The following is a 26393-nucleotide window of genomic DNA, read 5'->3' as shown; positions in this document are numbered from 1 at the left end:
CGAATGCTATTCACCATAACAAAAAACGGCGTGCCTGACCTAGCGGATGTTGGCGTTTTCACGTCCTTTGTCGAAACGCAGACAACGCTATCTCACCTATGGAGACGAAAAGGCCCGTATTGTCGGCCTCAATCGTCGGATTGCGATTTTTCAGCGGTACTGTAAGAAGCTGACAGCTCAGCCATGGTGGTGGTCAGTCGCATAATCGCATCCTGATCTTCCTTGTCGAGCACACGGTAGCTGCCAAGGACCTTCTCCTCGGCGACGCTGAGATTGTCGAACGGTATCGGGGTGGGTGTACCCGTCAGTACGTAGAGCACATCGACACCTTTGGCGGCGACCGCAGCCAGATAATCGGCCTTGGGGGCACGATTGCCGCTTTCATACTTTCCTTGCGCATTCGCTTCCACACCACCAATTTCACCGAAGGCACGCTGAGACAGTCCCAGACGGTCTCTTTCTTTTCTTAGTCGATACCCGATTCCACTCATTTGAATGCACAACCTTGTTGACCCTATCCTTACGAATGGTAAAATCCAGTTAAAATTAAACTGATTTGAACGGTTTTGAACTATGCCCGGAATACGTACCGCTGCACAAGCCAAGGCCTGGCTCGAACAACAAGGAAAATCTGTTCAAGAATTCGCCCGTGAGAACAGCATTGACCCTGCGACGACCTATCAGATTTTGGCAGGACGCAAGAAGGGAAAACGCGGCGAGTCTCATAAAGTGGCGGTTTTGCTGGGGATGAAGATCGGCAGCATTCCTTCGGGAGATGCAGGGCCAAAGCATGGCGCTGATTGATCGGTAAGTGTCTGGTTGGCTTCTTCTACAATTCTCGACACCTCTACGGCACTTGCGGACCGACTAAACAGCTTTTTCCGACAGCTTTTGTCCGCACCCCAAGTGCAATTTCCCGCCTTGCCGATTTTGACATCTCAAGAGCTGCCCATTCCCCTCGCAGCTTCCCCTCGCTGCGTGACCCACAGAGCCGATAATTGGCTCGATCGAATTTTCCAATTGAATCAGCGCGCTCCTCTGAAGTAAGCTCAGACTCATTCAACGGAGACACACCATGCTGCAACCCACCCACTCACAGTTCACACTCCATGCCAGCGCCTGCCGCTCGGCGAATGGCGTATCTGTGCGGGTTCTGCCAGCGATGGCTCAGCTCAACGCTTATTACGGGTATTGGTTTAGCCACTGGCGCGCCTGATACCCATCCGGCGCCCATTTTAAGGGGACGCCAACCAGAGAATTCTCTACCCCCGGTCGGCTCCCCGACCGGGGGTTTTGTTTTTTAAGACTCCAGAAAACATCACATTCAAACGAATCGAGGAACACGACATGAACTACGCCGCCTATTACCGCAACGACATCGACTTCGCCTGGCGATTTAGCAACCTCCGTTCGGGCCAGCCAGCCGCCTCCGATCGGTCACTGCCAGGTGGCAACTGCACACGTATGGCCGAACCGGCCCTTTGTCGAACACCCCAGTAGGGCTTTGCGCGGGTAAATGACCCGCCAGCCCAGGAAGCCAGAACATGAATTCGTCCGTTGCCGTAAAACCATCCGACCTGTCGAACCATTCGATTACCCTGCCACAGGGCATTCCTGTCTCGAAGCGTCTACCCAGCGCCCTTGAACTCAAGAGCAGCCTGCCCCTCAGCAGCGCCCTGACCGAACAGGTCCGCGCTCATCGTCGCGCTGTCAGAGCCATTCTTGAAGGCGAAGACTCGCGCCTGTTGGTCATCGTCGGCCCCTGCTCCCTTCACGACCCACAATCGGCACTCGAGTACGCTGATCGTCTCGCCAATCTGGCTGCCGAAGTCAGCGACCAGATGCTGCTGGTGATGCGTGCCTACGTCGAGAAGCCTCGCACGACCGTGGGCTGGAAAGGCCTGGCCTACGACCCTCGCCTGGATGGCAGCGATGACATGGCCGTAGGCCTCAAGCTGTCACGTGAATTGATGCGTGAGATGCTGTACATGGGCCTGCCTGTCGCGACGGAGATTCTGCAGCCCATGGCAGCCGGTTACTTCGACGACTTGCTCAGTTGGGTGGCTATCGGCGCGCGGACCACCGAATCGCAGATCCATCGGGAAATGGCCAGTGGTTTGCCCATGGCGACAGGTTTCAAAAACGGCACAGACGGCGGCGTGGCGGTTGCCTGTGACGCTATCCGTTCGGCAGCCCACCCGCATCGTCATTTCGGCATGGACAGCCACGGCAACCCGGCCATCATCGAAACCCAAGGCAATCCGGACACGCATATCGTGCTGCGCGGCGGGCATAGCGGGCCAAACTACGACAGCGGCAGCATTGCCAAAGTACAGGCGAGTCTCGCGAAACAGCGGATCGCCGCGCGCATCATGGTCGACTGCAGCCATGCCAATAGCGGCAAAGATCCGCTGCGCCAGCCACAGGTGTTCAATGACGTGCTGCAGCAGCGCCTGCAAGGCGACACATCGCTGATCGGAATGATGATCGAGAGCCACCTGTTCGACGGCTGCCAGCCCTTGAGCGGAACACTCGAATATGGCGTATCCGTGACCGATGGCTGCCTGGGCTGGACCGGTACCGAGCAACTACTGCGCCACACAGTTGATCGGTTGCGCTACAGATAACGTGATTCGAAGGAACTTTGTCAGGAAATGCTGAACTGAATCCGGTAGGCTGTTTCTTTTTTTTCACAGGAGATTTTTCCCCATGGCTAAAGCCACTGCCCGCCACATCCTTGTTTCGAGCGAAGAAAAGTGCAACGAACTCAAGGCACAGATCGAAGGCGGCGCTGATTTCGCTGAAATCGCCAAAGCCAATTCGAGCTGCCCATCCAGCCGCCAGGGCGGTGATCTGGGTTCGTTTGGTCCAGGCCAGATGGTCAAGGAATTCGACACTGTCGTATTCAGCGCCCCGGTCAACACTGTTCAGGGTCCGGTCAAGACTCAGTTCGGTTACCACCTGCTGGAAGTGACCAGCCGTCAGGACTGATCCTGTCGCCCGCTGGCTACTCGACGGCTCATCTTCGGATGGGCCGTTTTTGTTTGTCGTACACTCGCCGCGCCCTCGCGCCATGTTCCGTGCAGCGTCCAGCCGCTTGCCCGCTTGGCGAATCAGGGATTTATCTGTAGAAGATACCGCTGCCTCCAACACGATGCCGGGCGCTTCTACGGTCATTCAGGATTCGAGTAATGCGTTTTGTTTTTTCTTCACTGATCACTGTAACGCTGGCCCTGGCCTCCTCCTCTCTGCTCGCTGCTGCGCAACACGCCCTCACTGTCTATGGGGAAACGCCTCGCTATCCGGCTACTTTTCAGCACTTCGACTACGTGAACCCCGACGCGCCGAAAGGCGGCAGCATGCGTCGCTCGGCGCTGGAAATCGGTCAGTTCGATCACCTGATGCCTTTCACCGACAAAGGCATGGGCGTCTCGCAAATCAACGGCATGCTGTACTCGCCACTGGCCGTGCGCTCGATGGACGAGCCCTACACCGTTTACGGGCTGGTGGCCGAAAAGATGGAACGCGGGGCGGACGGGTTGTCACTGCGTTTCTACCTCAATCCCAAGGCGCGCTTTGCCGACGGGACGCCGATCACGGCCAATGATGTGAAATACACCTACGAGCTGCTGATGACCCAAGGCAGCATGCAGTACCGGACCCAGTTCGAAGCCGTCAAAGGTCTGGAAGTCGAATCCCCCACGCAGATCCGTTTCGACTTCAAACACACCGATAACCGCACGCTACCGCTGGATCTGGCCACGCTACCGGTGTTTCCCGAGCACTGGTGGAAAACCCGCGACTTTGCCAGCGGGGCCGGCTTCGAAGTGCCACTTGGCAGCGGCCCTTACAAGATCGCCCACGTCGATCCCGGCCGCACCATCACTTTCGAGCGCGACCCGACCTGGTGGGGCAAGGACCTGCCGGTCAGCCGCGGTCTGTACAACTTCGATACGTTCAGCATCGAATATTTCGGTGACATCGATGTCGCCCGTCAGGTGCTCAAGGGCGGCGCCTACGACTACAACCGGGAATTTTCTGCGACCGGCTATTCAATCCGCTACGACAGCCCCGCACTGTCAGATGGACGACTGCAGAAAGCGCATCTGGCCAAAGGTGCCGTGCAAAGCTCGCAGGGGTTCGTGTTCAACCTGAGCCGACCGATGTTCCAGGACCGACGCGTACGTCAGGCGCTGTCACTGCTGTGGGATTTCGAATGGACCAACCGGCAGATGATGCGCAACATGTACATTCGCCAGGACAGTTATTTTTCCAATTCCGAACTGGCGGCCACTGAGCTGCCGACGCCTGCCGAACTCAAGATCCTTGAACCGCTGCGCGGCCAGGTACCCGATCAGGTATTCGATACGGTCTACAAAACGCCCAGAACCGACGGCACCGGTTTCATCCGCGACAAGCAATTGCAAGCGCTGGCGTTGATGAAAGAAGCCGGCTGGACACCCAAAGGCGATGAACTGGTCAATGCCCAGGGCCAACCGTTCAGCTTTACCTTCCTGAACGGCCAGTCGGGCTTTGAGCGCATGCTGTTGCCCTACAAGCGCAACCTGGCGCAGATCGGCATTCATTTCGACATTCGCCGGATCGACGCGGCGCAGTACCTGAACAGGGTCATGGCCCGCGATTACGACATGATAGTGACCGGCTACCCGGTATCTACGTCGCCGGGCTCGGAGCTGTACAACAGCTTCGGCTCCAAAGTAGCGATGGATCCGGGCTCCAGCAACTACATGGCGTTGCAGGATCCAGCCGTGGACACGCTCATCGCCGGACTGCTCAAGGCCGACAACAAGCAGACGATGACTGACTATGCGCACTGCCTGGATCGGGTACTGCAATGGAATTATTACTGGATCCCCAATTACTATCCGCCGGGTTCATCCACGGTATGGTGGAACCGCTTCGGGATTCCGAAAATTCAGGCCAGTAACAACGAGGCCATCGAGACGTGGTGGGAAATCAGCCCGACACCCCTGACCAATGAGCAGTTCTCAGCCAAACGTGGCGCCTCTGCCCTCGTCTCGGAGATGAAGTGAATGCTGGGTTACATCCTGCGCCGATTGCTACTGATCATCCCCACGCTGCTGTGCATTCTGCTGGTCAATTTCTTCATCGTGCAGGCCGCACCCGGCGGGCCGGTGGAGCAGGCCATTGCACGATTGCAAGGCATTGGCGGCACCACTGCGGGTGCCAGCGCATCGGAGTCGGCCGGTGCAGGGCAATCCAGAGCGTCCCGAGGGCTGGACCCCAAGCTGATCAAGGAAATCGAACATCAGTATGGCTTCGACAAACCGTTGCATGAGCGTCTGTGGCTGATGCTCAAGAATTACGCGCAGCTGGACTTCGGCAACAGTTTCTTTCGCGGTGCAACCGTCACGGACCTGATTCTGCAAAAGATGCCTGTGTCCATATCCCTGGGGCTCTGGGCGACGCTGCTGACCTATCTGGTGTCAATCCCGCTGGGCATTCGCAAGGCCGTCAAACATGGCAGCCAGTTCGATATCTGGAGCAGTACCGCAATCATCATCGGTTACGCCACGCCCGCTTTTCTGTTCGCCATGCTGCTGGTCGTGGTGTTCTGCGGGGGCACCTCGTTGAACTGGTTTCCGGTGCGCGGCCTTGTGTCGGATAACTTCGAGCAGCTGTCGACGCTGGGCAAGATTGCCGATTATTTCTGGCACCTGGTGCTGCCGGTTTCGGCGCTGGTCATTGGCGGGTTCGCCTCGCTGACATTGCTGACCAAGCATTCGTTTCTCAATGAGGTCACTCGACAGTACGTGATCACCGCCCGAGCCAAGGGCATGAGCGAACGCCGTGTGCTTTACGGGCATGTGTTTCGCAATGCCATGCTGCTGGTGGTGTCGGGCATTCCTCAAGCGTTTATCAGCGTGTTCTTTGCCGGATCGCTGCTGATCGAGGTGATTTTCTCGCTGGACGGCCTGGGGCGCATGAGTTACGAAGCAGCCGTTTCACGAGATTATCCGGTGGTGTTCGGCTCGCTGTTCATCTTTACCCTGTTCGGCCTGCTCATCAAACTGGTGGGTGATATCTGCTACACCCTGGTCGATCCCCGAATCGATTTCAGCGCGAGGAATGCATGATGCGTAGTCTTTCCCCGCTGGCGCGTCGTCGCCTTGAACGCTTTCGCGCCAATCGCCGGGGCTGGTGGTCGCTGTGGCTGTTCTGCGCCCTCTTCGCCCTGACACTGGGCGGCGAACTGATCGCTAATGACAAGCCGTTGGTGGTCAGCTACAAGCATTCGCTCTACTTTCCGGTCTTTAAGCGCTACACCGAACAGGCGTTCGGGGGCGAGTTGCCCTTCCAGCCAGATTATCGTAGTGAGTATGTGCGCGGCCTGATCGCCAAAGGTGACGGCTGGATGCTCTTCCCGCCCATTGCGTTCAGCGACGACACCCCGAACTACGAGCTGACCATTCCCGCACCCAGCCCGCCGTCTTCCACTAACTGGTTGGGCACCGATGACCAGGCCCGTGACGTGCTGGCCAGGGTCATCTTCGGGGCGCGGGTGTCGATCCTGTTTGCGCTGGTGCTGACCTTCATCAGCGCCTTGATTGGTATCACGGCGGGCGCGCTTCAAGGCTATTACGGTGGCTGGGTGGACCTGCTCGGCCAACGGCTGCTGGAGGTCTGGTCAGGCCTGCCGGTACTTTACCTGCTGATTATTCTGTCGGGTTTCGTCGAACCTGATTTCTGGTGGTTGCTGGGCATCATGGCGTTGTTTTCCTGGCTGGCACTGGTCGACGTGGTGCGCGCCGAGTTCCTGCGCGGACGCAATCTGGAATACGTGAAAGCTGCGCGTGCACTCGGGCTGAGCGACCGAACCGTGATCGTTCGCCACATCCTGCCCAACGCTATGAACGCCACGCTGAGCTACCTGCCGTTCATCCTGACCGGCGCCATCTCGACGCTGACGGCGCTGGACTTCCTTGGCTTCGGCATGCCGGCCGGCAGTGCTTCACTGGGTGAGTTGATCGCCCAGGGCAAGCAAAACCTGCAGGCGCCATGGCTGGGCCTGACGGCGTTCTTCGCCCTGGCCCTGATCCTCACCCTGCTGGTGTTCATTGGCGAGGCGCTGCGTGATGCCTTCGACCCGAGGTCCTGAAATGACTGACAACCTGATTGAAATCCGCGACCTGAGCATCGCGTTCAGCGGCCAGAAGGTGGTCAGCAATCTGAGCCTGGATATCCGTGCGGGTGAGTGCCTGGCGCTGGTCGGAGAATCCGGTTCGGGCAAGTCGGTCACCGCGCATTCGATCCTGCAACTGCTACCTGGAAGCGGCACAGTCACCACTGGCAGCATCACTTATCGCGGCCAGCAACTGGTCGGCGCAGATGACCGAACCCTGCGTGAACTGCGCGGCAACCGCATCGCAATGATCTTTCAGGAGCCCATGACCTCGCTGAACCCGTTGCACACCGTGGCCAAACAGATCGGTGAAACCCTGCTGCTGCACCGTGGCATGGGCGGTCGTGCAGCGCAGAAGCGTATCCTGGAGCTGCTCGAACTGGTGGGCATTCAACAGCCGCACAAACGCCTGAAGGCCTATCCCCATGAACTGTCCGGCGGCCAGCGACAGCGGGTGATGATTGCCATGGCGCTGGCCTGCGAGCCGGAACTGCTGATCGCCGACGAGCCCACCACGGCACTGGATGTCACCGTGCAGCGCAAGATCCTGCTGCTGCTCAAGGAGCTGCAGCAGCGTCTGGGCATGTCGCTACTGTTAATCAGCCATGACCTCAATCTGGTACACAGCGTTGCACAGCGCGTCTGCGTGATGCGCGCAGGCGAGATCGTCGAGCAGGCCGACTGTCAGTCGCTTTTCAAGGCACCGCAACATCCTTACAGCCGCTTGCTGCTGGATGCCGAGCCTGCGGGAGAGCCGCTGCCGCGTGATGCGCGAGAAAAAGTGCTGGAAGTCGACCACTTGAAAGTCTGGTTCTCACTGACTGGCGGCATCTTCAGGCGGCACAAGGAATACCTCAAGGCGGTCGATGACATCAGCTTGAGTATCGAGCGCGGAAAGACTCTGGGCATTGTCGGCGAATCGGGCTCCGGAAAGTCGACGCTGGGCCAGGCGATCCTGCGCCTGCTGGACTCACGCGGCAGCATCCGTTTTCGTGGCCACGCGCTGGACGGTCTTAGCCAGAAGCAGATGCGACCGTGGCGCAAGGAAATGCAGGTGGTTTTTCAAGACCCCTATGGCAGCCTCAGCCCGCGCATGTCAGTGGCACAGATCGTCGGCGAAGGTCTGGAGATGCATGGCGGGCTGGACTCGGTCCAGTGCGACGTCGAGGTCATACGCGCCCTTGAAGAAGTGGGCATCGACCCACAAAGCCGTCATCGCTATCCACACGAATTTTCCGGCGGCCAGCGCCAACGGATTGCTATTGCCAGGGCGCTGGTGCTCAAGCCTGCGCTGATCCTGCTCGACGAGCCAACCTCGGCGCTGGACCGCACGGTTCAGAAACAGGTCGTGGCGCTGTTGCGCGAACTTCAGGAGAAACACGGATTGACCTATCTTTTCATCAGCCATGATCTGGCGGTGGTCAAGGCCTTGGCCCATGATGTAATTGTGGTCAAGGATGGCAAAGTCGTCGAGCAAGGGGCCAGTCACGCGGTGTTCGATTCGCCACAGCATCCCTACACACAGGAGCTGCTGGCGGCAGCGCATCCAGGTTTTATCTGATCGCGTAAAAACGCAGCAGTCTGTGCGGCCAGGCGTCCGCTCCCTGACGGAACATCCCCATGAAAGACAACAATCTGAACGACCATCAGAGCATCCAGCGCCTTGCGATCCGTTCGTTGTTCGAGATTATCGAGCAGTCGAGCGAGGGCACAGTCATTGTCGACAAGGACGCGCGCATCGTCTGGATCAACAAGCGTTATGCGCGGCGCTTCGGGCTGCAGGACCCGACCCTGGCCATCGGCCAACCTTGCGAAAAGGTGATCCCCGGCAGCCTGCTACGGCAAGTGGCCAAGGATGGACAACCGATTCTGCTGGACATGATGGATACTGCAAGGGATCCACTGGTGGTCATGCGCCTGCCCATCCATGACGGTTCAGGTGGGGTGATTGGCGCCATCGGCTTTGCGCTGTTCGATCAGTTGCAAACGCTATCGCCGCTGCTCAGTCGCTACCTGAACATGCAGCAAGAACTGGCGAATACGCGCTCGCTGCTCAAGGCGCGTCAGGCCAAGTACAGTTTTGCGCACTTTATCGGCACCAGCGAGGCGTCGCTGGAAGTCAAACGCCGCGCCAGGCGCAGCGCCAGCACCCAATCTCCCGTGCTGCTGCTCGGCGAAACCGGCACTGGCAAGGAACTGCTCGCTCACGCCATCCACAATGCCTCGCCCCGCGCCAACAAGCCGTTCGTGAGCATCAACAGCGCAGCCATCCCGGAAACACTGCTGGAGGCAGAGTTCTTCGGCACCGCGCCGGGTGCGTTCACCGGCGCAGACCGCAAGGGTCGCCCCGGAAAACTGAAAATCGCCCAAGGCGGCACGCTGTTTCTGGACGAGATCGGTGACATGCCCATGGCCCTGCAAAGCAAGCTACTGCGTGCGCTGGAAGAGAAGGAATACGAACCGGTCGGCTCCAACGAAGTCCTTCAGAGCGATGTGCGTCTCATCGCAGCCACCTCGACCGATCTGGAGGCGGCGATCAAGCGTGGCGAGTTCCGCGCGGACCTCTATTACCGGTTAAACGTGCTGCCGATCAACGTGCCGCCGCTGCGCGAACGCCTGGAAGACTTGCCAGCACTCAGTGAAGCCATCCTCGAAGAGTTACGCAGCCACCACGAGCTGGAACACGAAGCCTTGGGCGTGCTGGCAAGGCATGCCTGGCCCGGCAATATCCGTGAATTGCGCAACGTGCTGGAGCGGGCTGCGCTGCTGAGCGATGAACCGCTGCTGACGGCCACAGACGTTCATGCAGCAATAGGCACGTTGACACCCTTGACCTCGCCTCTGCCCAGCGTGAACAGCCCGATCCTGCAGCAGGAGACGTTCAGCGAAGCGCGCCAACGTTTTGATAGGCATGTGATCGAGACCACGTTGCGTCAGTGCGCGGGCAGCGTGGTGCAAGCGGCCCGGCAACTGGGGCTTGGACGTTCGACGCTCTACAAGAAAATGGCCATGCTGGGGATCGCCGAGTCTCCATAACGGGATATCGAGTCTCTTTTCAGAGACAGCCCTACACCGCTCTGTTTTCAGGTATCTCCACGATATGTTCGGCGTTGCAGTCGCCGTACGGAGAACCTGATGTCTCGTTTTATGGACAAAAATCTGGTTCACCGCCTACCAGAACAAGAAATTACCTTTACTTTCAATGTGTTGAACACATGGCACGAAACCCGCTATGTCGATACGAGGGCGCGCTGAAGCCCCGTAAAAAACAATAACAACAGGAGACACCTGATGAGCGTTCTCATTGCACTGGCGGCGCTGGCGCTGCTGATGTTGGCTGCTTACCGCGGCTACAGCGTTATCTTATTCGCACCCATTGCTGCGCTGGGGGCTGTGCTACTGACGGATCCCGCTGCGGTGGCTCCCGCCTTTACCGGCGTGTTCATGGACAAGATGGTCGGCTTCATCAAGCTGTATTTCCCCGTCTTTCTGCTGGGTGCGGTGTTCGGCAAACTCATCGAGCTTTCAGGGTTCTCGCGGTCCATCGTGGCTGCCGCCATTGGCGTACTCGGCACACGTCAGGCCATGCTGGTGATCGTGCTGGTCTGTGCGCTGCTCACGTACGGCGGCGTATCGCTGTTCGTTGTGGTGTTCGCGGTCTATCCGTTCGCCGCCGAGATGTTCCGGCAGAGCAATATTCCCAAACGCCTGATTCCGGCCACCATTGCCCTGGGCGCGTTCTCGTTCACCATGGATGCCCTGCCCGGCACGCCGCAGATCCAGAACATCATCCCGACCACGTTCTTTAACACGACCGCGTGGGCAGCGCCCTGGTTGGGACTTATCGGCACGGTATTCGTGTTCTGCGCCGGCATGCTCTATCTGCAGCGCCAGCGCAACAAGGCCCAGCGTGCCGGTGAAGGCTATGGCACCGAGTTGCGCAACGAACCAGAGACGGCTTCGGACCTGAAATTACCCAATCCGTGGCTGGCGCTTTCACCGCTGGTGGCCGTGGGCATCATGAACCTGCTGTTTACCTGGTGGATCCCGCAGTGGTACGGCAAGACCCACACCCTTGCGCTACCGGGAATGGCAGCACCTGTACAGACTGAAGTGGCGAAGGTCACGGCTATCTGGGCTGTCGAGGCTGCACTGCTGATCGGCATCCTGATGGTGCTGGTCTTCGGTTTCCGCGCCATCCAAAGCAAGTTGGCCGAGGGCACCAAAAGCGCCGTAAGTGGTGCGTTGCTGGCAGCCATGAACACCGCCTCCGAATACGGTTTCGGTGCGGTCATCGCCTCGCTGCCGGGCTTCCTGGTGCTCGCCAATGGCCTGAAGAGTATCCCCAATCCTTTGGTCAACGAGGCGATCACCGTGACGCTGCTGGCCGGCATCACAGGCTCTGCGTCGGGCGGCATGAGTATCGCGCTGGCCGCCATGTCGCAGAACTTCATCGCCGCCGCCAACGCTGCAAACATTCCATTGGAGGTTCTGCACCGGGTCGCTGCCATGGCCAGCGGCGGCATGGACACTCTCCCGCACAACGGCGCAGTGATTACCCTGCTGGCCGTGACCGGGTTAACTCACCGCGAAGCGTACAAGGACATCTTCGGCATCACGCTGATCAAGACGCTGGCGGTGTTCGTCGTGATCGCAACGTTCTACGCCACCGGCATCGTGTAAGGAATTATTTATGAGTCTGCAAGGCAAAACCGCACTCGTCACCGGCTCCACAAGCGGCATTGGTCTGGGCATCGCACTGCAACTGGCGAAAGCCGGCGCCGATGTGATTCTCAACGGCTTTGGCGACACAACCGAGGTCATCAGGCAGGTCGAACAGGCGGGCGGCAAGGTCGGGCATCACCCTGCCGATGTCAGCGACCCAGCACAGATCGCGGACATGATCGAGTACGCCGAGCGTGAGTTCGGCGGTGTCGACATTCTGATCAACAATGCGGGTATTCAGCACGTGAGCAGCGTCGAGGATTTTCCTGTCGAGCGCTGGGATGCAATTCTTGCGATCAACCTGTCTTCAGTGTTCCACACCACGCGCCTGTGTCTGCCCGGCATGAGCAAAAAGGCCTGGGGCCGGATTATCAACATTGCGTCGGTACATGGGCTGGTGGGCTCGACCGGCAAGGCAGCCTATGTCGCCGCCAAGCATGGCGTGATCGGCCTGACCAAGGTCGTTGCACTGGAAACCGCATCCACCCAGATCACCTGCAACGCGATCTGCCCCGGGTGGGTGTTGACGCCTCTGGTGCAGCAGCAGATCGACAGCCGAGGCGGCACCGAGCAAGCGCGGCACGATCTGTTGGCCGAAAAACAGCCGTCGCTGGACTTTGTCACACCGCAACAGCTTGGCGAACTGGCGCTGTTTCTGTGCAGCGACGCCGCCGTGCAGGTACGTGGCGCTGCGTGGAACGTCGACGGCGGCTGGCTGGCCCAATAGTCGTCGGGGCTCAGCCTTTGGACGGCGGCTCGTCGCCGACCAGGCCCCACTCGGACATGTTGGGTTTGCTCGACCCGACGGGGGCGGCAGGCGCAGTGGTCACCTGCGTCGCGCTGCCCTCATCGTGCAGTTTGAGGCGCAGACGAAGGTTGTTCTGTGAGTCAGCGTGCTTCAGGGCCTCCTCTTCGCTGATAGCCCCTTCCACCGCCAGTTGAAACAGCGCGGTATCGAACGTCTGCATGCCCAGGCTGCCGGATTTTTCCATAATGCCCTTGAGCTCGTTGAACTCGTTGCGCTGGATCAAATCACGGATCGTCGGCGTGCCCATCATCACCTCCACCGCCGCGCGACGCTTGCCATCCGGGGTTTTGACCAGACGCTGGGACACGAAGGCCTTGAGGTTGTTGCCCAGGTCGTGCAGCAATTGCGCACGACGCTCTTCGGGAAAGAAATTAATGATCCGGTCCAGTGCCTGGTTCGCGTTATTGGCGTGCAGGGTCGAGATCGCCAGATGCCCGGTGTCGGCGAACGCCAGCGCATGCTCCATGGTTTCCCGGTCGCGAATCTCACCGATCAGAATCACATCCGGTGCCTGACGCAGCGTATTTTTCAGCGCAGCCCTGAAGCTGCGGGTGTCGACACCTACTTCACGCTGATTGACGATGGATTTCTTGTGCCGATGGATGAACTCGACCGGGTCTTCGATGGTGATGATATGGCCGCTGGCATTACGGTTGCGGTAATCGATCAACGCCGCCAGCGAGGTGGATTTGCCCGAACCGGTTGCGCCCACGAACAGCACCAGACCGTGCTTTTCCATGATCACGTCAAGCAGGATCGGCGGTAAATACAGGTCTTCGAAACGCGGAATGTCCAGCTTGATGTTACGCGCGACGATGGACACTTCATTGCGCTGCATGAAGATGTTGATCCGGAATCGCCCGATGCCGGCCAGTGATACGGCCAGGTTCATTTCCAGCTCGCGCAGGAATTCGAGTTTCTGCTCCTCATCCATGAGGCCCTGGGCGATCTTCGCCACGTCACCGGGCTTGAGTGTTTCAGTACCCACAGGCTTGAGCACGCCGTTGAACTTGGCGCAGGGCGGCGCTCCGGTGGAAAGATACAGGTCCGATCCGTCCTGGCTGGCCAGAATCTTCAACAACGCCGGGAAATCCATAATCACTACCGTACGAAATCAGGGTGGAAAAACGTTTGCCTGTCGCCTGAGCGCCAGATGCGACAAGGACAGGCATAATGGCAGGCTTTTACAGTTGCTGGGTATCGAGACATGAAAGCACAGGCCCGCCATATCCTGGTGAAAACCGCCGAAGAGGCCGAACAGCTCAAGCAGCGTATCGCCAAGGGCGAAGCGTTTGACGTATTGGCCAAGAAGCATTCTAGCTGCCCGTCCGGCAAACGCGGCGGCGATCTGGGCGAAGTGCGGCCTGGGCAAATGGTGGGTGCCATCGATCAGGTGATTTTCAAGAAACCGCTGCGCACCGTCCACGGGCCGATCAAGAGCAAGTTCGGTTACCACTTGGTGCAAGTGTTTTACCGGGATTGACGAAAACGGCCCGCCTGCGTAAATCGCAGGCGGGCCGTCAATTCGACCTCAGCTATTACTTCGCAGAAATCGCGCTGTCCACCAGCACCTGGGCTTCTTCGACCAGACGCTTCAGGTGATCTTCGCCCACGAAGCTTTCTGCGTAGATCTTGTAGATGTCTTCGGTGCCCGAGGGGCGTGCTGCGAACCAGCCATTTTCAGTCATGACTTTCACGCCGCCAAACGCCTGATCGTTGCCCGGCGCGTTGCTCAGCACTGTCTGAATCGGCTCACCCGCCAGTTCAGTGGAGGTGACCTGATCCGGCGACAGCTTGCTCAGCAATGCCTTCTGTTGCGGATTGGCCTTGGCATCGACACGGGTCGAGTAAGGCTTGCCCAGTTGCTCGGTCATGGTCTGGTAGTGTTCGCTCGGATCACGTCCGGTGCGTGCAGTGATTTCAGCCGCCAGCAGCGCTGGAATCAGACCGTCCTTGTCGGTGGTCCACACCGTACCATCGCGACGCAGGAACGAAGCGCCCGCGCTTTCCTCGCCACCAAAACCGAGCGAGCCGTCAAACAGGCCTTCAGCAAAGTACTTGAAGCCCACCGGCACTTCGTACAGGCGACGGCCCAGACGTGCAGTAACGCGGTCGATCATGCCGCTGCTGACCACGGTCTTGCCCACGGCCGCATCGGCGCGCCAGTCCGGGCGATTCTGGAACAGATAATCAATGGACACGGCCAGATAGCTGTTGGGCGTCATCAGCCCGCCGGTCGGGGTCACGATACCGTGGCGGTCGTGGTCCGGGTCACAGGCAAAGGCCACCTGATAGCGATCCTTGAGACCGATCAGGCTCTGCATCGCATAGCTGGACGACGGGTCCATGCGGATCTGACCGTCCCAGTCGACGCTCATGAAGCGGAACGTCGGGTCGACGAACTTGTTCACCACGTCCAGGTTCAGGCCGTAATGCTCGCCAATTGCCGTCCAGTAGTTGACCCCTGCTCCGCCCAGCGGATCGACGCCGAGGCGCAGTCCAGCATCGCGAATGGCGTCCATGTCGATGACATTCTTCAGGTCTGCCACGTAGGTATTGACGTAGTCATGACGATGCGTGGTGTCGGCGCGCAGGGCCTTTTCATGGCTCATGCGCGATACGCCCTGAACCTTCTCGGCCAGCAGTTCGTTGGCCTTGTTTTCGATCCACTTGGTGACATCGCTGTCGGCCGGGCCGCCATTGGGCGGGTTGTACTTGAACCCGCCGCTCTGTGGCGGGTTGTGCGACGGCGTGATGACGATGCCATCGGCCAGACCGGAGGTGCGCCCACGGTTGTAGCAAATGATCGCGTGGGACACAGCGGGCGTAGGGGTGTACTCATCGCCCTGGGAAATCATCACCTGCACGCCGTTGGCGGCCAGCACTTCAAGCGCCGTAGCCGCAGCAGGGGTGGACAGCGCATGGGTGTCGGCACCCAGAAACAGCGGGCCATCAATGCCTTTGGCCTGTCGGTACAGGCAGATGGCCTGACTGATGGCCAGCACATGCCATTCGTTGAAGCTCAGTTCGAAAGAGGTGCCGCGATGCCCGGAGGTGCCGAACGCAACGCGCTGGGTCGCGACCGACGCATCGGGCTGGCCGGTGTAGTAAGCCGTGACCAGTCTCGGGATATCGACCAGTAACTGCGCAGGTGCCAGCTTGCCGGCGAAAGGACTGAGACTCATACAACCTCCGTGGATAGAAATGGGATGTGAACAGAAAAAAATCGAACCGACCGCGAGCGATGCGGCAGTTTACTGACAGTTCGACAGCGACGCTTGGATATCGATCCTTAACTCGTTGACTCGGCGAGTCGCCACCACGCGGGAAACAGTTGCGTCACCTTGCGTTCGGCGAAACGGTCATCAATCAGCATCACCACCCCTTTATCACTCTGACTGCGAATCACTCGCCCGGCCGCCTGAACCACTTTTTGCAGGCCAGGGTACAGGTAGGTGTAATCGTAGCCAGCGCCAAACAAGGCCGCCATACGGTGTTTGAACTGTTCATTGACCGGATTGAGCTGCGGCAGCCCCAGCGTCGCGATGAATGCGCCAATCAAACGTGCACCCGGCAGGTCGATGCCCTCCCCGAATGCACCGCCCAGCACAGCAAAACCAATGCCCTGACTGCTTAACGTGAAGCGGTCGAGAAAAGCATGACGCTCGCCCTCGCCCATGCCCCGGGCCTGCTGCCAGAGTGTGATGTGCGGATGGGTAAGCGCCATCAACTCGGCCACCTGCTGCAGATAATCGAAGCTGCTGAAGAACGCCAGGTAATTGCCGGGCCGGGCCTGGAACTGTTGGGCCATCAACTCGACGATAGGTGCCAGAGAAGCCTGGCGATGGGTGTAACGCGTGGAGATGCGGCTGACGATGTGCACCTCCAGTTGCTCATGATGGAACGGCGACTCCACGTCGATCCACACGGTATTGGCGGGGAGCCCGAGTAAATCGCGGTAGTAGTGGCTCGGATTGAGCGTCGCGGAAAACAGCACGGTACTGCGCGCCGCCGTCAGACGCGGCTGGATAAAACGCGCCGGCACCACGTTGCGCAGGCTCAGACGCGACAGGCTGCCTTTGCTGCCGATGTCGCGCTTGGCGATATCAAACAGGAAGTGTTCATCGAACAGTTCGGCGATTCGAACAAAACCGATGGCTTCCAGATAAAAGCCCTGCAGGGCAACGTCCACCGCATGCGGATGCTCGTTGAAATGATCCCCAATGGTTGAGATACAGAGATTGAGGCTGTTGAGGAATTTCTCCGGCAACCGGGCATACGCCTGATAGGCACCCATCTGCTCCTTGTGCAGCGCAGTCCATTGTCGGCTGACGCGCTGCAGGGCTTTTTTCACGGGTTCCGGTGCCGCCTGAATCAAGGTCTTGATGGTGCCCTGATCGAGGCTGGCGCTGTACATCTGTCGGGCGCGCTCGACCATGTTATGGGCTTCGTCCACCAGCGTTGCGACGCGCCACTGATTCAACTGGCCGAGACCGAACAACAGCGCGCTCAGGTCGAAATAATAGTTGTAATCGGCAACTACCACGTCGGCCCAGCGCGCAAGCTCCTGGCTCAGGTAATACGGACAGACCTGATGCCGCAGCGCAACCTCGCGCACACCAGCCTGATCCAGCCAGGGCGACTGCAACGCCGCCGAGCGCGCGGCAGGCAACCGATCATAAAAGCCCTTGGCCAACGGGCAGGAGTCGCCATTGCAGGCCTTGTCCAGATGCTCGCAGGCCTTGTCCCGTGCCACCAGTTCCAACACCCGCAGCCCCAGGTGCGGAGCGCTGTCGCCGATGACCTGCAAAGCATTCAGTGCCAGCCTGCGGCCAGGCGTCTTGGCTGTGAGAAAAAAGATCTTGTCGAGTTTCTGGACCGGCAGCGCCTTGAGCAGCGGAAACAGCGTGCCTACCGTCTTGCCGATTCCGGTCGGCGCCTGCGCCATCAGACAGCAGCCGGTACTCACGGCTTTATAGACCGATTCCGCCAGCGTGCGCTGACCGGTACGAAAGGATGCATGAGGAAACGCCAGCGTGCCCAGTGCCTGGTGCAGCGCCTGGGTGTGCGCAAGCTCTTGCCGCGCATGGCTCAGGAACACAGTGCACTGCTGTTCGAAAAAGCCTTGCAGCGTCTCGGCGCTGAAGGGTTCTCGAACAAGGGTTTCCTGCTCACTGACAATGTTGAAATACACCAGCGCCAGCGTGACCTCCTTCAGACCAAGCTGCTGACAGAGCAGCCAGCCATAGACTTTCACCTGTGCCCAGTGCAACTGACGATGATTGGCGGGCATGGCGTCAAGCTCGCCGCGATACGTCTTCACTTCCTCGAGCTGATTAAGCGCAGGGTCGTAGCCATCTGCCCTGCCCCGAACGGTCAGCTCGTGGTAGTCGCCGCTCAACGCCAGCTCGGCCTGATAGTCGGCACTGCGCCGAGAGGCGACCGTACGGTGCCCGGCGATGCCTTCCTGTGCGGTCGGCGACGGTGTGAAACGCAGATCCAGATCACCAACCTTGGCGGTGAACTCGCACAATGCCCTGACAGCGACGGCATAGCGCCTGGCCGACACGCCGTCGGGCGCAGGTGTTGAGGAAGGACTGGCGATGGTCAGAGAGGTCACTGCGCGGGGAAACCATGGGTTGCGGATACTGGACAGGCGTCCAGTTAACAGGCTTGCAAGGACGCTGGCAAATACAAATGGATCGGCGGAAGGATGAACACGTCGTCACGGTGTACGCGCCTGCTCGAATGCGGTCCTCAACGTGGCAAGCAACCGATCGATGTCCTGACTCCAGTCAATGGCGTAACCGATGCGCAGATGTTGTCGATGCCAAGCGTTCGCGCTGAATAACTCACCCGGCATGATCACAATCCGCTGTCCAAGCAGGTCATCGAACACCTGCCGCATGCTCACCGGATTCGAGCACTCGGCCCAGAATGCGCTGCCACCCGCCGGTCTTTCATAGCGCAGGATACCGGCCAGATGACGGTCCAGCCCCTGATTCATTTCCAGCATCCGCTCGCCCAGCGCAAGGACAAGGCCACTGAGGTACGTATCCAGCTGCCCGCTGGCGCACAGCCGGGCGATTGCCTTCTGACGCATCGGCGGCAGTTCGAACGCGTGGACCAGAAAATAGCGCTGCCACTCACGCTCGTCGTTCTTGCACAGTACATAACCAAACGGTGCCTCGGGCCCGAGGGCTTTCGCGAAGGAGCCCATGATAATGAGACGACAAGGGTCGATCATGTCGCGCAATCGGCCCTGCTCACGAGTAAATGACAGGTCACCATGACTGTCATTTTCAAGCACCCGAACCTTGTGTCGCTCAAGCCGCTCGGCCACGGCTTGAGTGTTGCTCCATGGCCTGATGCGGCCGCACACCGGATTGAGCACCGACGGCAAAATCGCCACGCTAAAGGTGTGCGCTTCAAGCACCTGATCCAGCACCACCAGATCAAGGCTGCCGCTCTCGTCCAGCGGCAGCTCGACAATCCGTATGTCATACGCTTGCAGCAGACGCAGTAGGCCCCATGGACAGGGAGACTCCACCAGCACATGGGTCTCGCGCAAACCCAGGGTCTCGATCACGGCCTTGAGTATGCTGGACAGATCCGCTGCTATGTAGACGTCGTCGGCATACCAGCCATGTCCTGCGTCACGGGTATAGCGAGCTGCCAATGCAGTGCGCAGTTCGACGTCGCCGAATGGCTGAAAGCCGGCACTGCCGAGTCTGGGATAATGACGCGCCAGCTCCCGCTCCATGGCAATCAGCGGGCTGGCCTGAAACTGCACCACGGTGGGTTCGTCATCACCGATCACCCACATTCCGGGCCGACGTGCGCTTCTGCACATTGCACTCAGAAGATCATCGTCGTGACGATCCGATGGCCGCTCCACTTCACCGCGTTCGGCAGCAATGGTGTAGTAACCCGATTTGGGCATCGAACAGATGCGCCCTTCTTTTTCCAGCAACGAATAGGCGCTCTGCACCGTGGAAATCGATACCCTGAGCCGTCGCGCCAACTGGCGCAGCGAAGGCAATTTGAAGGGTGACTTTTCCTGCGCGTCGTTGACCAGACGCAACAGATAGCGATACACCGCCTGATAAGCGAAATCCGTTTTGTTCTTCATGGAAAATTACCCGGCACTGAGCCAATAAACGTCCCAGGCAGTCGCGACATGACACATGCCGCATCGGCAAAGGTCACGCCGCACACAGCAGGTTCAGCGCCCGGAGACAATCTGCAGCACAGATTCACCGGTTGAAGGGTCGATGGTCATGATCCGGCGCTTGTCAGGATCTGCAGCGCGAATCCTGGCGATGATCGAGCGCTCGTCATTGAAGTCCACGCGCTGCTTGACATAGAGCTTGCGCACGCCGTCGATGGTCAGGCCGCTGATATCGACCAGCCAACTCAGGACCTGATCAGGCGCGGTCGAGCCGGACAACACCTTGTGCAGGTCCGGGAGCGCGATCAGCATGCCCGGATGACACCGCCGTAAAAACGCTTCAAGCCCTCGTCCATTGTCCACAAAAGGCGAAAAGAGCATGCAAACCAGTTGGACTTCGTTGAGCCCATAGCCTTCCTGAGCGAAACCCTCGGCCAGGCTTCGACGCACTGCGATACGTTCAGGGCCGTCATAGGCGCTCAAGGCCTGGTCGATAAGCCGAGCCGGCATGCCCTTGGCGCGCATGAGCGAAGTCGCCAACTTCAGATATTCGGCAATGCCGTCGGCATAACTGCGTGCCTGAACGTACTGCGCCGTCAGTCCGCGCATGTGCGCCATCAATAGGGGGTTTGCACAGTCGGATTCGCTGAAGCTGAATGACAGGTCTTCAAAACGAAAATTCAGGAACTCGCTCAGCAGCCCCCAGTGCTCATCCGCCTTGCAACCGACCAGATCGGCAATGCCGATGAGCGCAGGTGCGCTGGACTTTAGGGGCGGGGCAACAGGCCGAACGGGCTTGTCTACGTCAGCCGGTTCTCCATACAGTTCGTGATAGAAGGCCTGCCCGACATGATCCAGCGCCCTGAGCACGCTGTTGGCGTTATGGTTTTTCCACTGGCCAGTCCCCTGCCCTGTACGTTGTGCCAGGCGCATGATCCAGGTGATGTACTGCTTCTGGTCCTTGCGCGAATCGCCGCTGACCAGCGCATCGACCCCTTTGCCCCACGACGAGGCTCGCCCCAGAAACTCGGCCAACCCCAGATAGCAGCTGTTGCAGAACGTCGTGCGTGCATCGCCGGCCGACAGATGCCCTGCCACCAGCATGTCGGAGCGGTTCTGCTCGCGCCCTGCGCTGGAAAAAGGCAGATCCGGCTCGAACGCTTGAGTGTACTGATTATCGAACACCAGCATCTCAACCCGTGGATCATCGTAGAGAAACAACGCCGCATAACTGCGATCAATGTTTTCCATGACCGCTGGCGTCATGCCTGCATGGCGCCTGTTGGCCACGCGCAGGTTGAAGGTTCCTGGGGCGCGACACGCAATGCTCAACTGCGCAGCCCGCACAAATGCCAGCGTGTAGGCACTGTCCTTGCCACCGCCGAACGCCACCAGCACCTTGAAGGTAGAGATCCGCTCGATACCGCCTGCGGCAACGATAAGACGCTGAATCAACAGTTGCAGCGCGGTGCGCTCCGCCCGCGAAAAGTAACTCAGCAGACGCTGCAATACCTGCTGGTATACATAATTCATTGCCTGTTCATGGATGGCGCTCATTGTGTGCTCCCTGCCCGCTCACCCCGGCAAAACACCGTATGGGCACGGCATTCAACATCGGGCTGATCATCGAATTCATAATCGACCATGACTCATTCCCTGAGTAATAATTACACAACTATTATCAGTATCCTTGAAACAATTACAAGGCACAGAATGGCGTTAAAAACAGTGCAGTTAAGTTACGCACCCACCCATTTTAAACATGCTGTTTATAAGCCAAGTCCATCTTCTGAAAGCGTAGCGTCTGCGATGACTGCGTACGAAAAGAGCTGCAGCGCCCTAAAACCTTGGCCTCCGCCGAAGAGGCATCACGTTGACGACCTCAATGCGACAGTTAGCGTAGGAAAGTTAGTTGGCAGTGCGTCTTTTCTGAAAGCTTGATTAAACACCATTAAACAACACCTCAACGACACAATGCGTAACCGCAACCGGTTGAATCTTTCCTGACCTGAATCAATAGAATGATCCTTAAAGACTGTTGATCAAGGCCCACAAAAAAGCCTTCCACAGAGGGAAGGCTTTAGAGGTTCATCAACTAGCGAGGCAAAGTCTGCGTATTCAGGCAGGCTCAACCTCAAGCTCCAGCACCGCCCGCCCACCGATAGGGCACGTGTCCATGTAACGATGCGCCTGCACGACCTGCTCGAACGGGAAGGTTCGCGTCTGCAAGGGTGCCAGCACCCGGTCGGCCGTCAGTTGATTGAGGTCCTGCAAGGCTCGCTTGAGCGCTTCCTCGTCCTGGGTAATCCCCAGCTCCGGCTTGCCGGTGAAGTTGCCCAGGCAGTGAACATAGAACTGGATGTTCTTCTGAAACGCCGCGCAGGCCGGAAATGGCGTCTGATTGCCACCTTGCAGACCGTAAAGCACCAGGCTGCCACGCGGCGCCAGCACATCACCCATCAACGACATCTGCGGACCACCCAGGCCATCGAACACCGCATCGACACCCCGGTTGTCGGTGTACTTATTGACCGCCATCAGCAGGTCCTGCTCTTCAGTGACGACGACCTTTTCGGCACCCAATGACAGCAGATAGTCGCGAGAATCAGCGGTCTTGGTGGCAGCAATGACGCGAACACCGAGCGCTTTGCCCAGTTGCACGAACGAAGGTCCTGCACAATGACTGGCATCGGTCACGAGTACATACTGCCCGGCTTTGACCCGTGCCAGATCGACGTAGGCAAAATAAGCCACCAGATAAGAGGTGTAATGCACGCTGGCCTGAACCGGCGTCAAAACGTCCGGATAACGAACCAGCGCCTTGCGCGGTAGCACGATGAACTCGCCGTATACCGGGTGCTGGTTGGCGTCCGCTGCCGGGAAGCTCGCTACCTTGTCACCGACGCTCAAGTCATCGACGCCTTCGCCCAGCGCTGTGACCACGCCCGCCATTTCGTAGCCCACGCCAGCCGGCAGACGTGCCTGGGTCGATGCAAGATTTTGTCGCCAGAGAACGTCATACCAGCTGACGCCGATCGCCTGGACGCGCACTTGCACCTCGCCGGGTGCAGGCAGCGCGACGGGATGCTCTTCGATCTTGAGCACCTCGGCCGGGCCAAACTGGTGAAAACGGATCATGCGGGACATTGAGAACCTCGCCTCGTAAACCTTGATGCCACAAACTCTATCCGGGCATTGCCGGTAACACTATCAGTGGCTATTAATAGTCGACATGCCTGCCATCGATTGTCTCTCCCAGGCTGCACAGCCTGTAAGACAACGCCTGAGCGCCGATTGCAAGACTGGCGGCCATTGTTCGCATGTCGACGAAACATTGCAACCCGTGTGGGCATTTAACGCAGGTCAATGATCTTTCTGTTAATTTTTGATTCGTGAAATCGACGTTTGCTCGTACTATCGCACCCTGCTCCTGCTTCCCATCGACAAATGGCCCGAGATCCTTCGTATGAATCGCAACGACCTGCGTCGCGTCGACCTCAATCTGCTCATCGTCTTTGAAACCCTGATGCATGAACGAAGCGTCACGCGCGCTGCGGAGAAACTGTTCCTCGGCCAACCGGCAATCAGTGCCGCGCTGTCGCGCCTGCGCGGGCTGTTCGACGACCCGCTGTTCGTGCGCACCGGACGCAGCATGGAGCCGACAGCGCGCGCCACGGAAATCTTCGGCCTGCTGTCCCCTGCACTGGACTCCATCTCGACCGCCGTCAGTCGTGCTTCGGAGTTCGACCCGGCCACCAGTACCTCGGTATTCCGCATCGGCCTGTCCGACGACGTCGAATTTGCCCTGCTGCCGACCCTGCTCAAGCGCCTGCGCTCCGAGGCACCCGGCATCGTGCTGGTGATCAGGCGAGTCAACTACATCCTGATGCCGCCCCTGCTGGCCTCAGGGGAAATCTCGGTCGGCGTCAGCTATACGCAAGACCTGCCTGCCAACGCCAAACGTAAAGTGCTGCGCCGCAGCAAGCCCCAGCTGCTGCGTGCCGACTCGATCCCTGGCCCGCTGAGCCTGGACGACTTCTGTGCCCGCCCCCACGCGCTCGTCTCCTTCGCCGGCGACCTGAGCGGATTCATTGACGAGCATCTGGAAAAACTGGACCGCAAACGCCATGTGGTACTGGCCGTCCCCCAGTTCAACGGCCTGGCAACGCTCCTGACCGGTACCGACATCATCGCCACCGTCCCGGACTACGCCGCACACGTGCTGACCGCAGCAGGCGGCGTGCGCGCTGAAGAACTGCCTCTTGAAACCCGTACGTTCGAACTGCACATGGCCTGGCGTGGCGCGCAGGATAACGATCCGGGGGAGCGGTGGTTGCGGTCGAGGATTCAGATGTTTTTTGGGGATCCGGACAGTCTCTAGGATCTTCGGCCAGTCTGCTCACCTAAACCTGCTTGTCATGAAGCAAAGCCAGGACGCTGAAATGGAAGCCACTTTTCAAACGCTCGCACTCAAGCTCGGCATTGAGCTACCGGAACGTTTTTCAGCACTGATCGCCATGGCGCAATCGGACGAAGGGACCATGCGCAGTGCCTATGACTTGTTTTGGCTGGAGGCCGACGAGGCCGAGCGCGAGATTGATGAATGGCTCAATCCGGATGACCAGCAAGGTCGAACGTTCCTGCCGTTCGCAGACAATGGCAGCGGTGAGCCTCACTGCTTAGTGCGGCTGGAAAATGGCGCGATGGGTATTGCGCAAGCACTGCACTACGGGCAGATGACGAGCCTTGCCCATGCCGACATATCGTCATGGGTGGCGAGCCACTATGTGCGCGTCGCAGCCAACCTGTCCCGGCTGACACATCAAACAGAGATGGGCGCAGCACTCATCCATGAAGTGCAATTGCTGCATCCGGCATTGCTGCCAGCAGACCGTGCGCTGCTGGCCGAACTTTTTTCCCGACCCTGTGTGACCATGGCATTCAAGGACGGCCCCAGGAGCCTCTCGAAAACGGTCAATGCTTTCATTTCTCAAACCGAAGAGAAATCATTGCTGAAAAGGCTCGAGCATCCAGCCTCTATCGAATTCGCAGTGCTGCGTGACTGGATGCGCTGAGTACGCCTTGCATTTGCACAACTACAACGGAGTGCCCATGAGCGAAAAACAACCCTGCCGAATGTGCGAAAATTTGATCTTGGCAACCACGGCTGCGCGCAACGACGGGATGTGCATGCCCTGCAAGGGCGGCTATCGGGAGCGTATCGAAGACGGCAAACTCCGGGCCGAAGACCGCAAGCATTACATCGCCAGCCCGCAAGCGCTGTATTGGAGCGCGCTGGTCAACCGCGTCTACGACACGCCCGAAGGTTTCTCAGGGCTGGCATTGGCAGAACAGCGCTATTACGCCGTCAGCGTATTACAGGGGGAGGTCTACAATGGCGGCTTCGACCAGTACTTCGGCAATTCTTCAGGCGAACACTACGCCGATGCATGCGCCGGTCTCCTCGAACTGGGCGCGACGCAAACGCTCGCACTGTTGGAAGAGGCCAGGCGTCTGCTGTTCGGTACCCAGCCCGTGCCAAGCGACCAAGGCCTGCGCCAGTTGAGCATGCCCACCTACGCAGACGATCCGGACCTTGAGTGCGAAGCCGCGCTGGATGCTCTCGACACGCAATTTTATCGAAACACCGAACAACTCGACGAGCGCTTACTAACGTACGCCCGCAAGCACCGCTTGTTCGACATGGAGGCTGATTGACCATCACCCCTGCCGCCAGAGACTCGTTACCCAGGAGACACCTGACATGGACGTCTCCTGCGCATTAATTGAAAAGCAACGCCAGGTTCGCAGTAAGTGCCCCGCTCACCCTCTTGCAAAACGTCCAGCGTGCGTTTCGTCACAATTGAACAACCATAGCGTATGCATGCCCTCAAGAGTGCTTTCCAGACGGGCCAACTCGATGTAAGTGCCATCGCCATACAGCCAGACACTCAGTTACCTTCGAACAGCCCCAGATAGCGTAGTCCGTTATACGTGTTTTCCGGTGGGATGCTGAGTACGCCATCGCCGTCGGTGTACCAGAACGTCGCGTTCGCCTCAGTAATGCCTAACGCTGCGCAGGCAGCCCTGGCCCTCGCCCAGTCACTCACATCAATGGGAGCGTCTTGCAGGATTTCCTCAACCGCGACCAATTTATCGCGCCGTTTAATGATGCCGATAAAATCTTCGTCATACCACCTGACACCGACATCCTTACAGAACCCACAGACCCGATATTCAGGATCATCAAAGCCATCTTCCGTGGAATAATCCAGTTCAAAATATTTTTGATAGTCGCTTTCTGGCGAAAAGTTAGTGCCTACCCACACATGAACTTTGTCATAGTTTTCTAAATCGTACGTTTTCATTGAATGTCCCCCTGGTACGCACGCACCATGATAAATGCCTGTCGCACTCCACGCATCGGTGCGCTTCCCGGCGGCACCCTGCATTTTTCGGGTGCAGAACGCCGCGCGAGTGGTTAGGGTACTTTGAATAAATCCAATCTGTTCAAGGACTCACTC

Annotated in this window: 22 protein-coding genes; 14 read left to right on the top strand and 8 right to left on the bottom strand. The window is 58.7% G+C overall.

Translation table 11 applies throughout. The features are described from left to right. Nucleotides 1-128 precede the first annotated feature (128 nt). The gene (locus H8S56_RS00900; RefSeq protein WP_024688282.1) at nucleotides 129-491 is read right to left on the bottom strand and encodes a helix-turn-helix domain-containing protein; all 363 of its coding nucleotides are present in this window, start codon (nucleotides 489-491) and stop codon (nucleotides 129-131) included. Between the two features lie 82 nt (nucleotides 492-573). Here H8S56_RS00900 and H8S56_RS00895 point away from each other — a divergent pair, with 82 nt between their 5' ends. From H8S56_RS00895 to H8S56_RS00850, 10 genes are all read left to right on the top strand, one after another. Continuing rightward, the gene (locus tag H8S56_RS00895; protein ID WP_080266119.1) at nucleotides 574-804 is read left to right on the top strand and encodes a DNA-binding protein; all 231 of its coding nucleotides are present in this window, start codon (nucleotides 574-576) and stop codon (nucleotides 802-804) included. A gap of 740 nt (nucleotides 805-1544) precedes the next feature. Continuing rightward, nucleotides 1545-2627: a 3-deoxy-7-phosphoheptulonate synthase gene (locus H8S56_RS00890; RefSeq protein WP_024688283.1), complete on the top strand. Its 1083-nt coding sequence runs from the start codon at nucleotides 1545-1547 to the stop codon at nucleotides 2625-2627. 82 nt (nucleotides 2628-2709) lie between these two features. Beyond that, complete coding sequence (locus H8S56_RS00885) at nucleotides 2710-2991, top strand: peptidylprolyl isomerase (RefSeq protein ID WP_002553340.1); 282 nt, start codon at nucleotides 2710-2712, stop codon at nucleotides 2989-2991. A gap of 200 nt (nucleotides 2992-3191) precedes the next feature. Then, a complete protein-coding gene (locus H8S56_RS00880; protein WP_187517579.1) occupies nucleotides 3192-5054 on the top strand; it encodes an extracellular solute-binding protein in 1863 nt (620 codons plus the stop codon). After that, nucleotides 5055-6119 (top strand): microcin C ABC transporter permease YejB, encoded by a 1065-nt coding sequence (locus H8S56_RS00875; protein WP_024688285.1) that lies wholly within the window; start codon nucleotides 5055-5057, stop codon nucleotides 6117-6119. It abuts the gene before it with no gap. Continuing rightward, the gene (locus tag H8S56_RS00870; RefSeq protein ID WP_024695328.1) at nucleotides 6119-7141 is read left to right on the top strand and encodes an ABC transporter permease; all 1023 of its coding nucleotides are present in this window, start codon (nucleotides 6119-6121) and stop codon (nucleotides 7139-7141) included. The genes H8S56_RS00875 and H8S56_RS00870 overlap by 1 nt, the downstream gene beginning before the upstream one ends. Before the next feature lies 1 nt (nucleotide 7142). After that, entirely contained in the window at nucleotides 7143-8726 is a 1584-nt protein-coding gene (locus H8S56_RS00865) for an ABC transporter ATP-binding protein (RefSeq protein ID WP_187517578.1), read from the top strand. A 59-nt stretch (nucleotides 8727-8785) separates the two neighbouring features. Next, nucleotides 8786-10201, top strand: a complete 1416-nt coding sequence (locus tag H8S56_RS00860; RefSeq protein ID WP_024688288.1) for a sigma-54 interaction domain-containing protein — start codon at nucleotides 8786-8788, stop codon at nucleotides 10199-10201. Between the two features lie 255 nt (nucleotides 10202-10456). Next, complete coding sequence (locus H8S56_RS00855; RefSeq protein WP_187517577.1) at nucleotides 10457-11848, top strand: GntP family permease; 1392 nt, start codon at nucleotides 10457-10459, stop codon at nucleotides 11846-11848. Between the two features lie 10 nt (nucleotides 11849-11858). Next, entirely contained in the window at nucleotides 11859-12617 is a 759-nt protein-coding gene (locus H8S56_RS00850) for a 3-hydroxybutyrate dehydrogenase (protein ID WP_024688290.1), read from the top strand. 10 nt (nucleotides 12618-12627) lie between these two features. On the opposite strand, the gene H8S56_RS00845 is transcribed toward H8S56_RS00850, so the two are convergent. Continuing rightward, entirely contained in the window at nucleotides 12628-13794 is a 1167-nt protein-coding gene (locus H8S56_RS00845) for a PilT/PilU family type 4a pilus ATPase (RefSeq protein ID WP_024688291.1), read from the bottom strand. 111 nt (nucleotides 13795-13905) lie between these two features. Here H8S56_RS00845 and H8S56_RS00840 point away from each other — a divergent pair, with 111 nt between their 5' ends. Next, on the top strand, nucleotides 13906-14181 hold the full coding sequence (locus H8S56_RS00840; protein WP_004879573.1) for a peptidylprolyl isomerase: 276 nt from the start codon (nucleotides 13906-13908) through the stop codon (nucleotides 14179-14181). A gap of 55 nt (nucleotides 14182-14236) precedes the next feature. On the opposite strand, the gene pgm is transcribed toward H8S56_RS00840, so the two are convergent. From pgm to H8S56_RS00815, 5 genes are all read right to left on the bottom strand, one after another. Beyond that, a complete protein-coding gene (gene pgm / locus H8S56_RS00835; protein WP_024695332.1) occupies nucleotides 14237-15883 on the bottom strand; it encodes a phosphoglucomutase (alpha-D-glucose-1,6-bisphosphate-dependent) in 1647 nt (548 codons plus the stop codon). Nucleotides 15884-15990: 107 nt separating this feature from the next. Continuing rightward, nucleotides 15991-18267 (bottom strand): ATP-dependent DNA helicase, encoded by a 2277-nt coding sequence (locus H8S56_RS00830; protein ID WP_187517984.1) that lies wholly within the window; start codon nucleotides 18265-18267, stop codon nucleotides 15991-15993. Between the two features lie 156 nt (nucleotides 18268-18423). Then, on the bottom strand, nucleotides 18424-19830 hold the full coding sequence (locus H8S56_RS00825) for an aminotransferase-like domain-containing protein (RefSeq protein WP_187517576.1): 1407 nt from the start codon (nucleotides 19828-19830) through the stop codon (nucleotides 18424-18426). A gap of 93 nt (nucleotides 19831-19923) precedes the next feature. Beyond that, a complete protein-coding gene (locus H8S56_RS00820; protein ID WP_187517575.1) occupies nucleotides 19924-21426 on the bottom strand; it encodes a hypothetical protein in 1503 nt (500 codons plus the stop codon). Between the two features lie 561 nt (nucleotides 21427-21987). Then, complete coding sequence (locus H8S56_RS00815) at nucleotides 21988-23016, bottom strand: zinc-dependent alcohol dehydrogenase family protein (RefSeq protein WP_024688296.1); 1029 nt, start codon at nucleotides 23014-23016, stop codon at nucleotides 21988-21990. A gap of 319 nt (nucleotides 23017-23335) precedes the next feature. On the opposite strand from H8S56_RS00815, the gene H8S56_RS00810 reads away from it, so the two are divergent. The 3 genes from H8S56_RS00810 (at nucleotide 23336) to H8S56_RS00800 (ending at nucleotide 25587) form a co-directional block, all read left to right on the top strand. Continuing rightward, nucleotides 23336-24250: a LysR substrate-binding domain-containing protein gene (locus H8S56_RS00810; RefSeq protein ID WP_024688297.1), complete on the top strand. Its 915-nt coding sequence runs from the start codon at nucleotides 23336-23338 to the stop codon at nucleotides 24248-24250. A 61-nt stretch (nucleotides 24251-24311) separates the two neighbouring features. After that, nucleotides 24312-24944: an SMI1/KNR4 family protein gene (locus H8S56_RS00805; RefSeq protein ID WP_187517574.1), complete on the top strand. Its 633-nt coding sequence runs from the start codon at nucleotides 24312-24314 to the stop codon at nucleotides 24942-24944. A 37-nt stretch (nucleotides 24945-24981) separates the two neighbouring features. After that, nucleotides 24982-25587: a DMP19 family protein gene (locus H8S56_RS00800; RefSeq protein WP_187517573.1), complete on the top strand. Its 606-nt coding sequence runs from the start codon at nucleotides 24982-24984 to the stop codon at nucleotides 25585-25587. Between the two features lie 233 nt (nucleotides 25588-25820). On the opposite strand, the gene H8S56_RS00795 is transcribed toward H8S56_RS00800, so the two are convergent. Next, nucleotides 25821-26237, bottom strand: a complete 417-nt coding sequence (locus H8S56_RS00795; RefSeq protein WP_187517572.1) for an immunity 22 family protein — start codon at nucleotides 26235-26237, stop codon at nucleotides 25821-25823. Between the last annotated feature and the right edge of the window lie 156 nt (nucleotides 26238-26393).

Origin of the sequence: Pseudomonas triticifolii, assembly GCF_014358015.1 — a bacterium.
GTDB lineage: Bacteria > Pseudomonadota > Gammaproteobacteria > Pseudomonadales > Pseudomonadaceae > Aquipseudomonas > Aquipseudomonas triticifolii.
The sequence above is the reverse complement of the archived record's forward strand: the minus strand, read 5'-3'. Positions and strand labels throughout refer to the sequence as shown.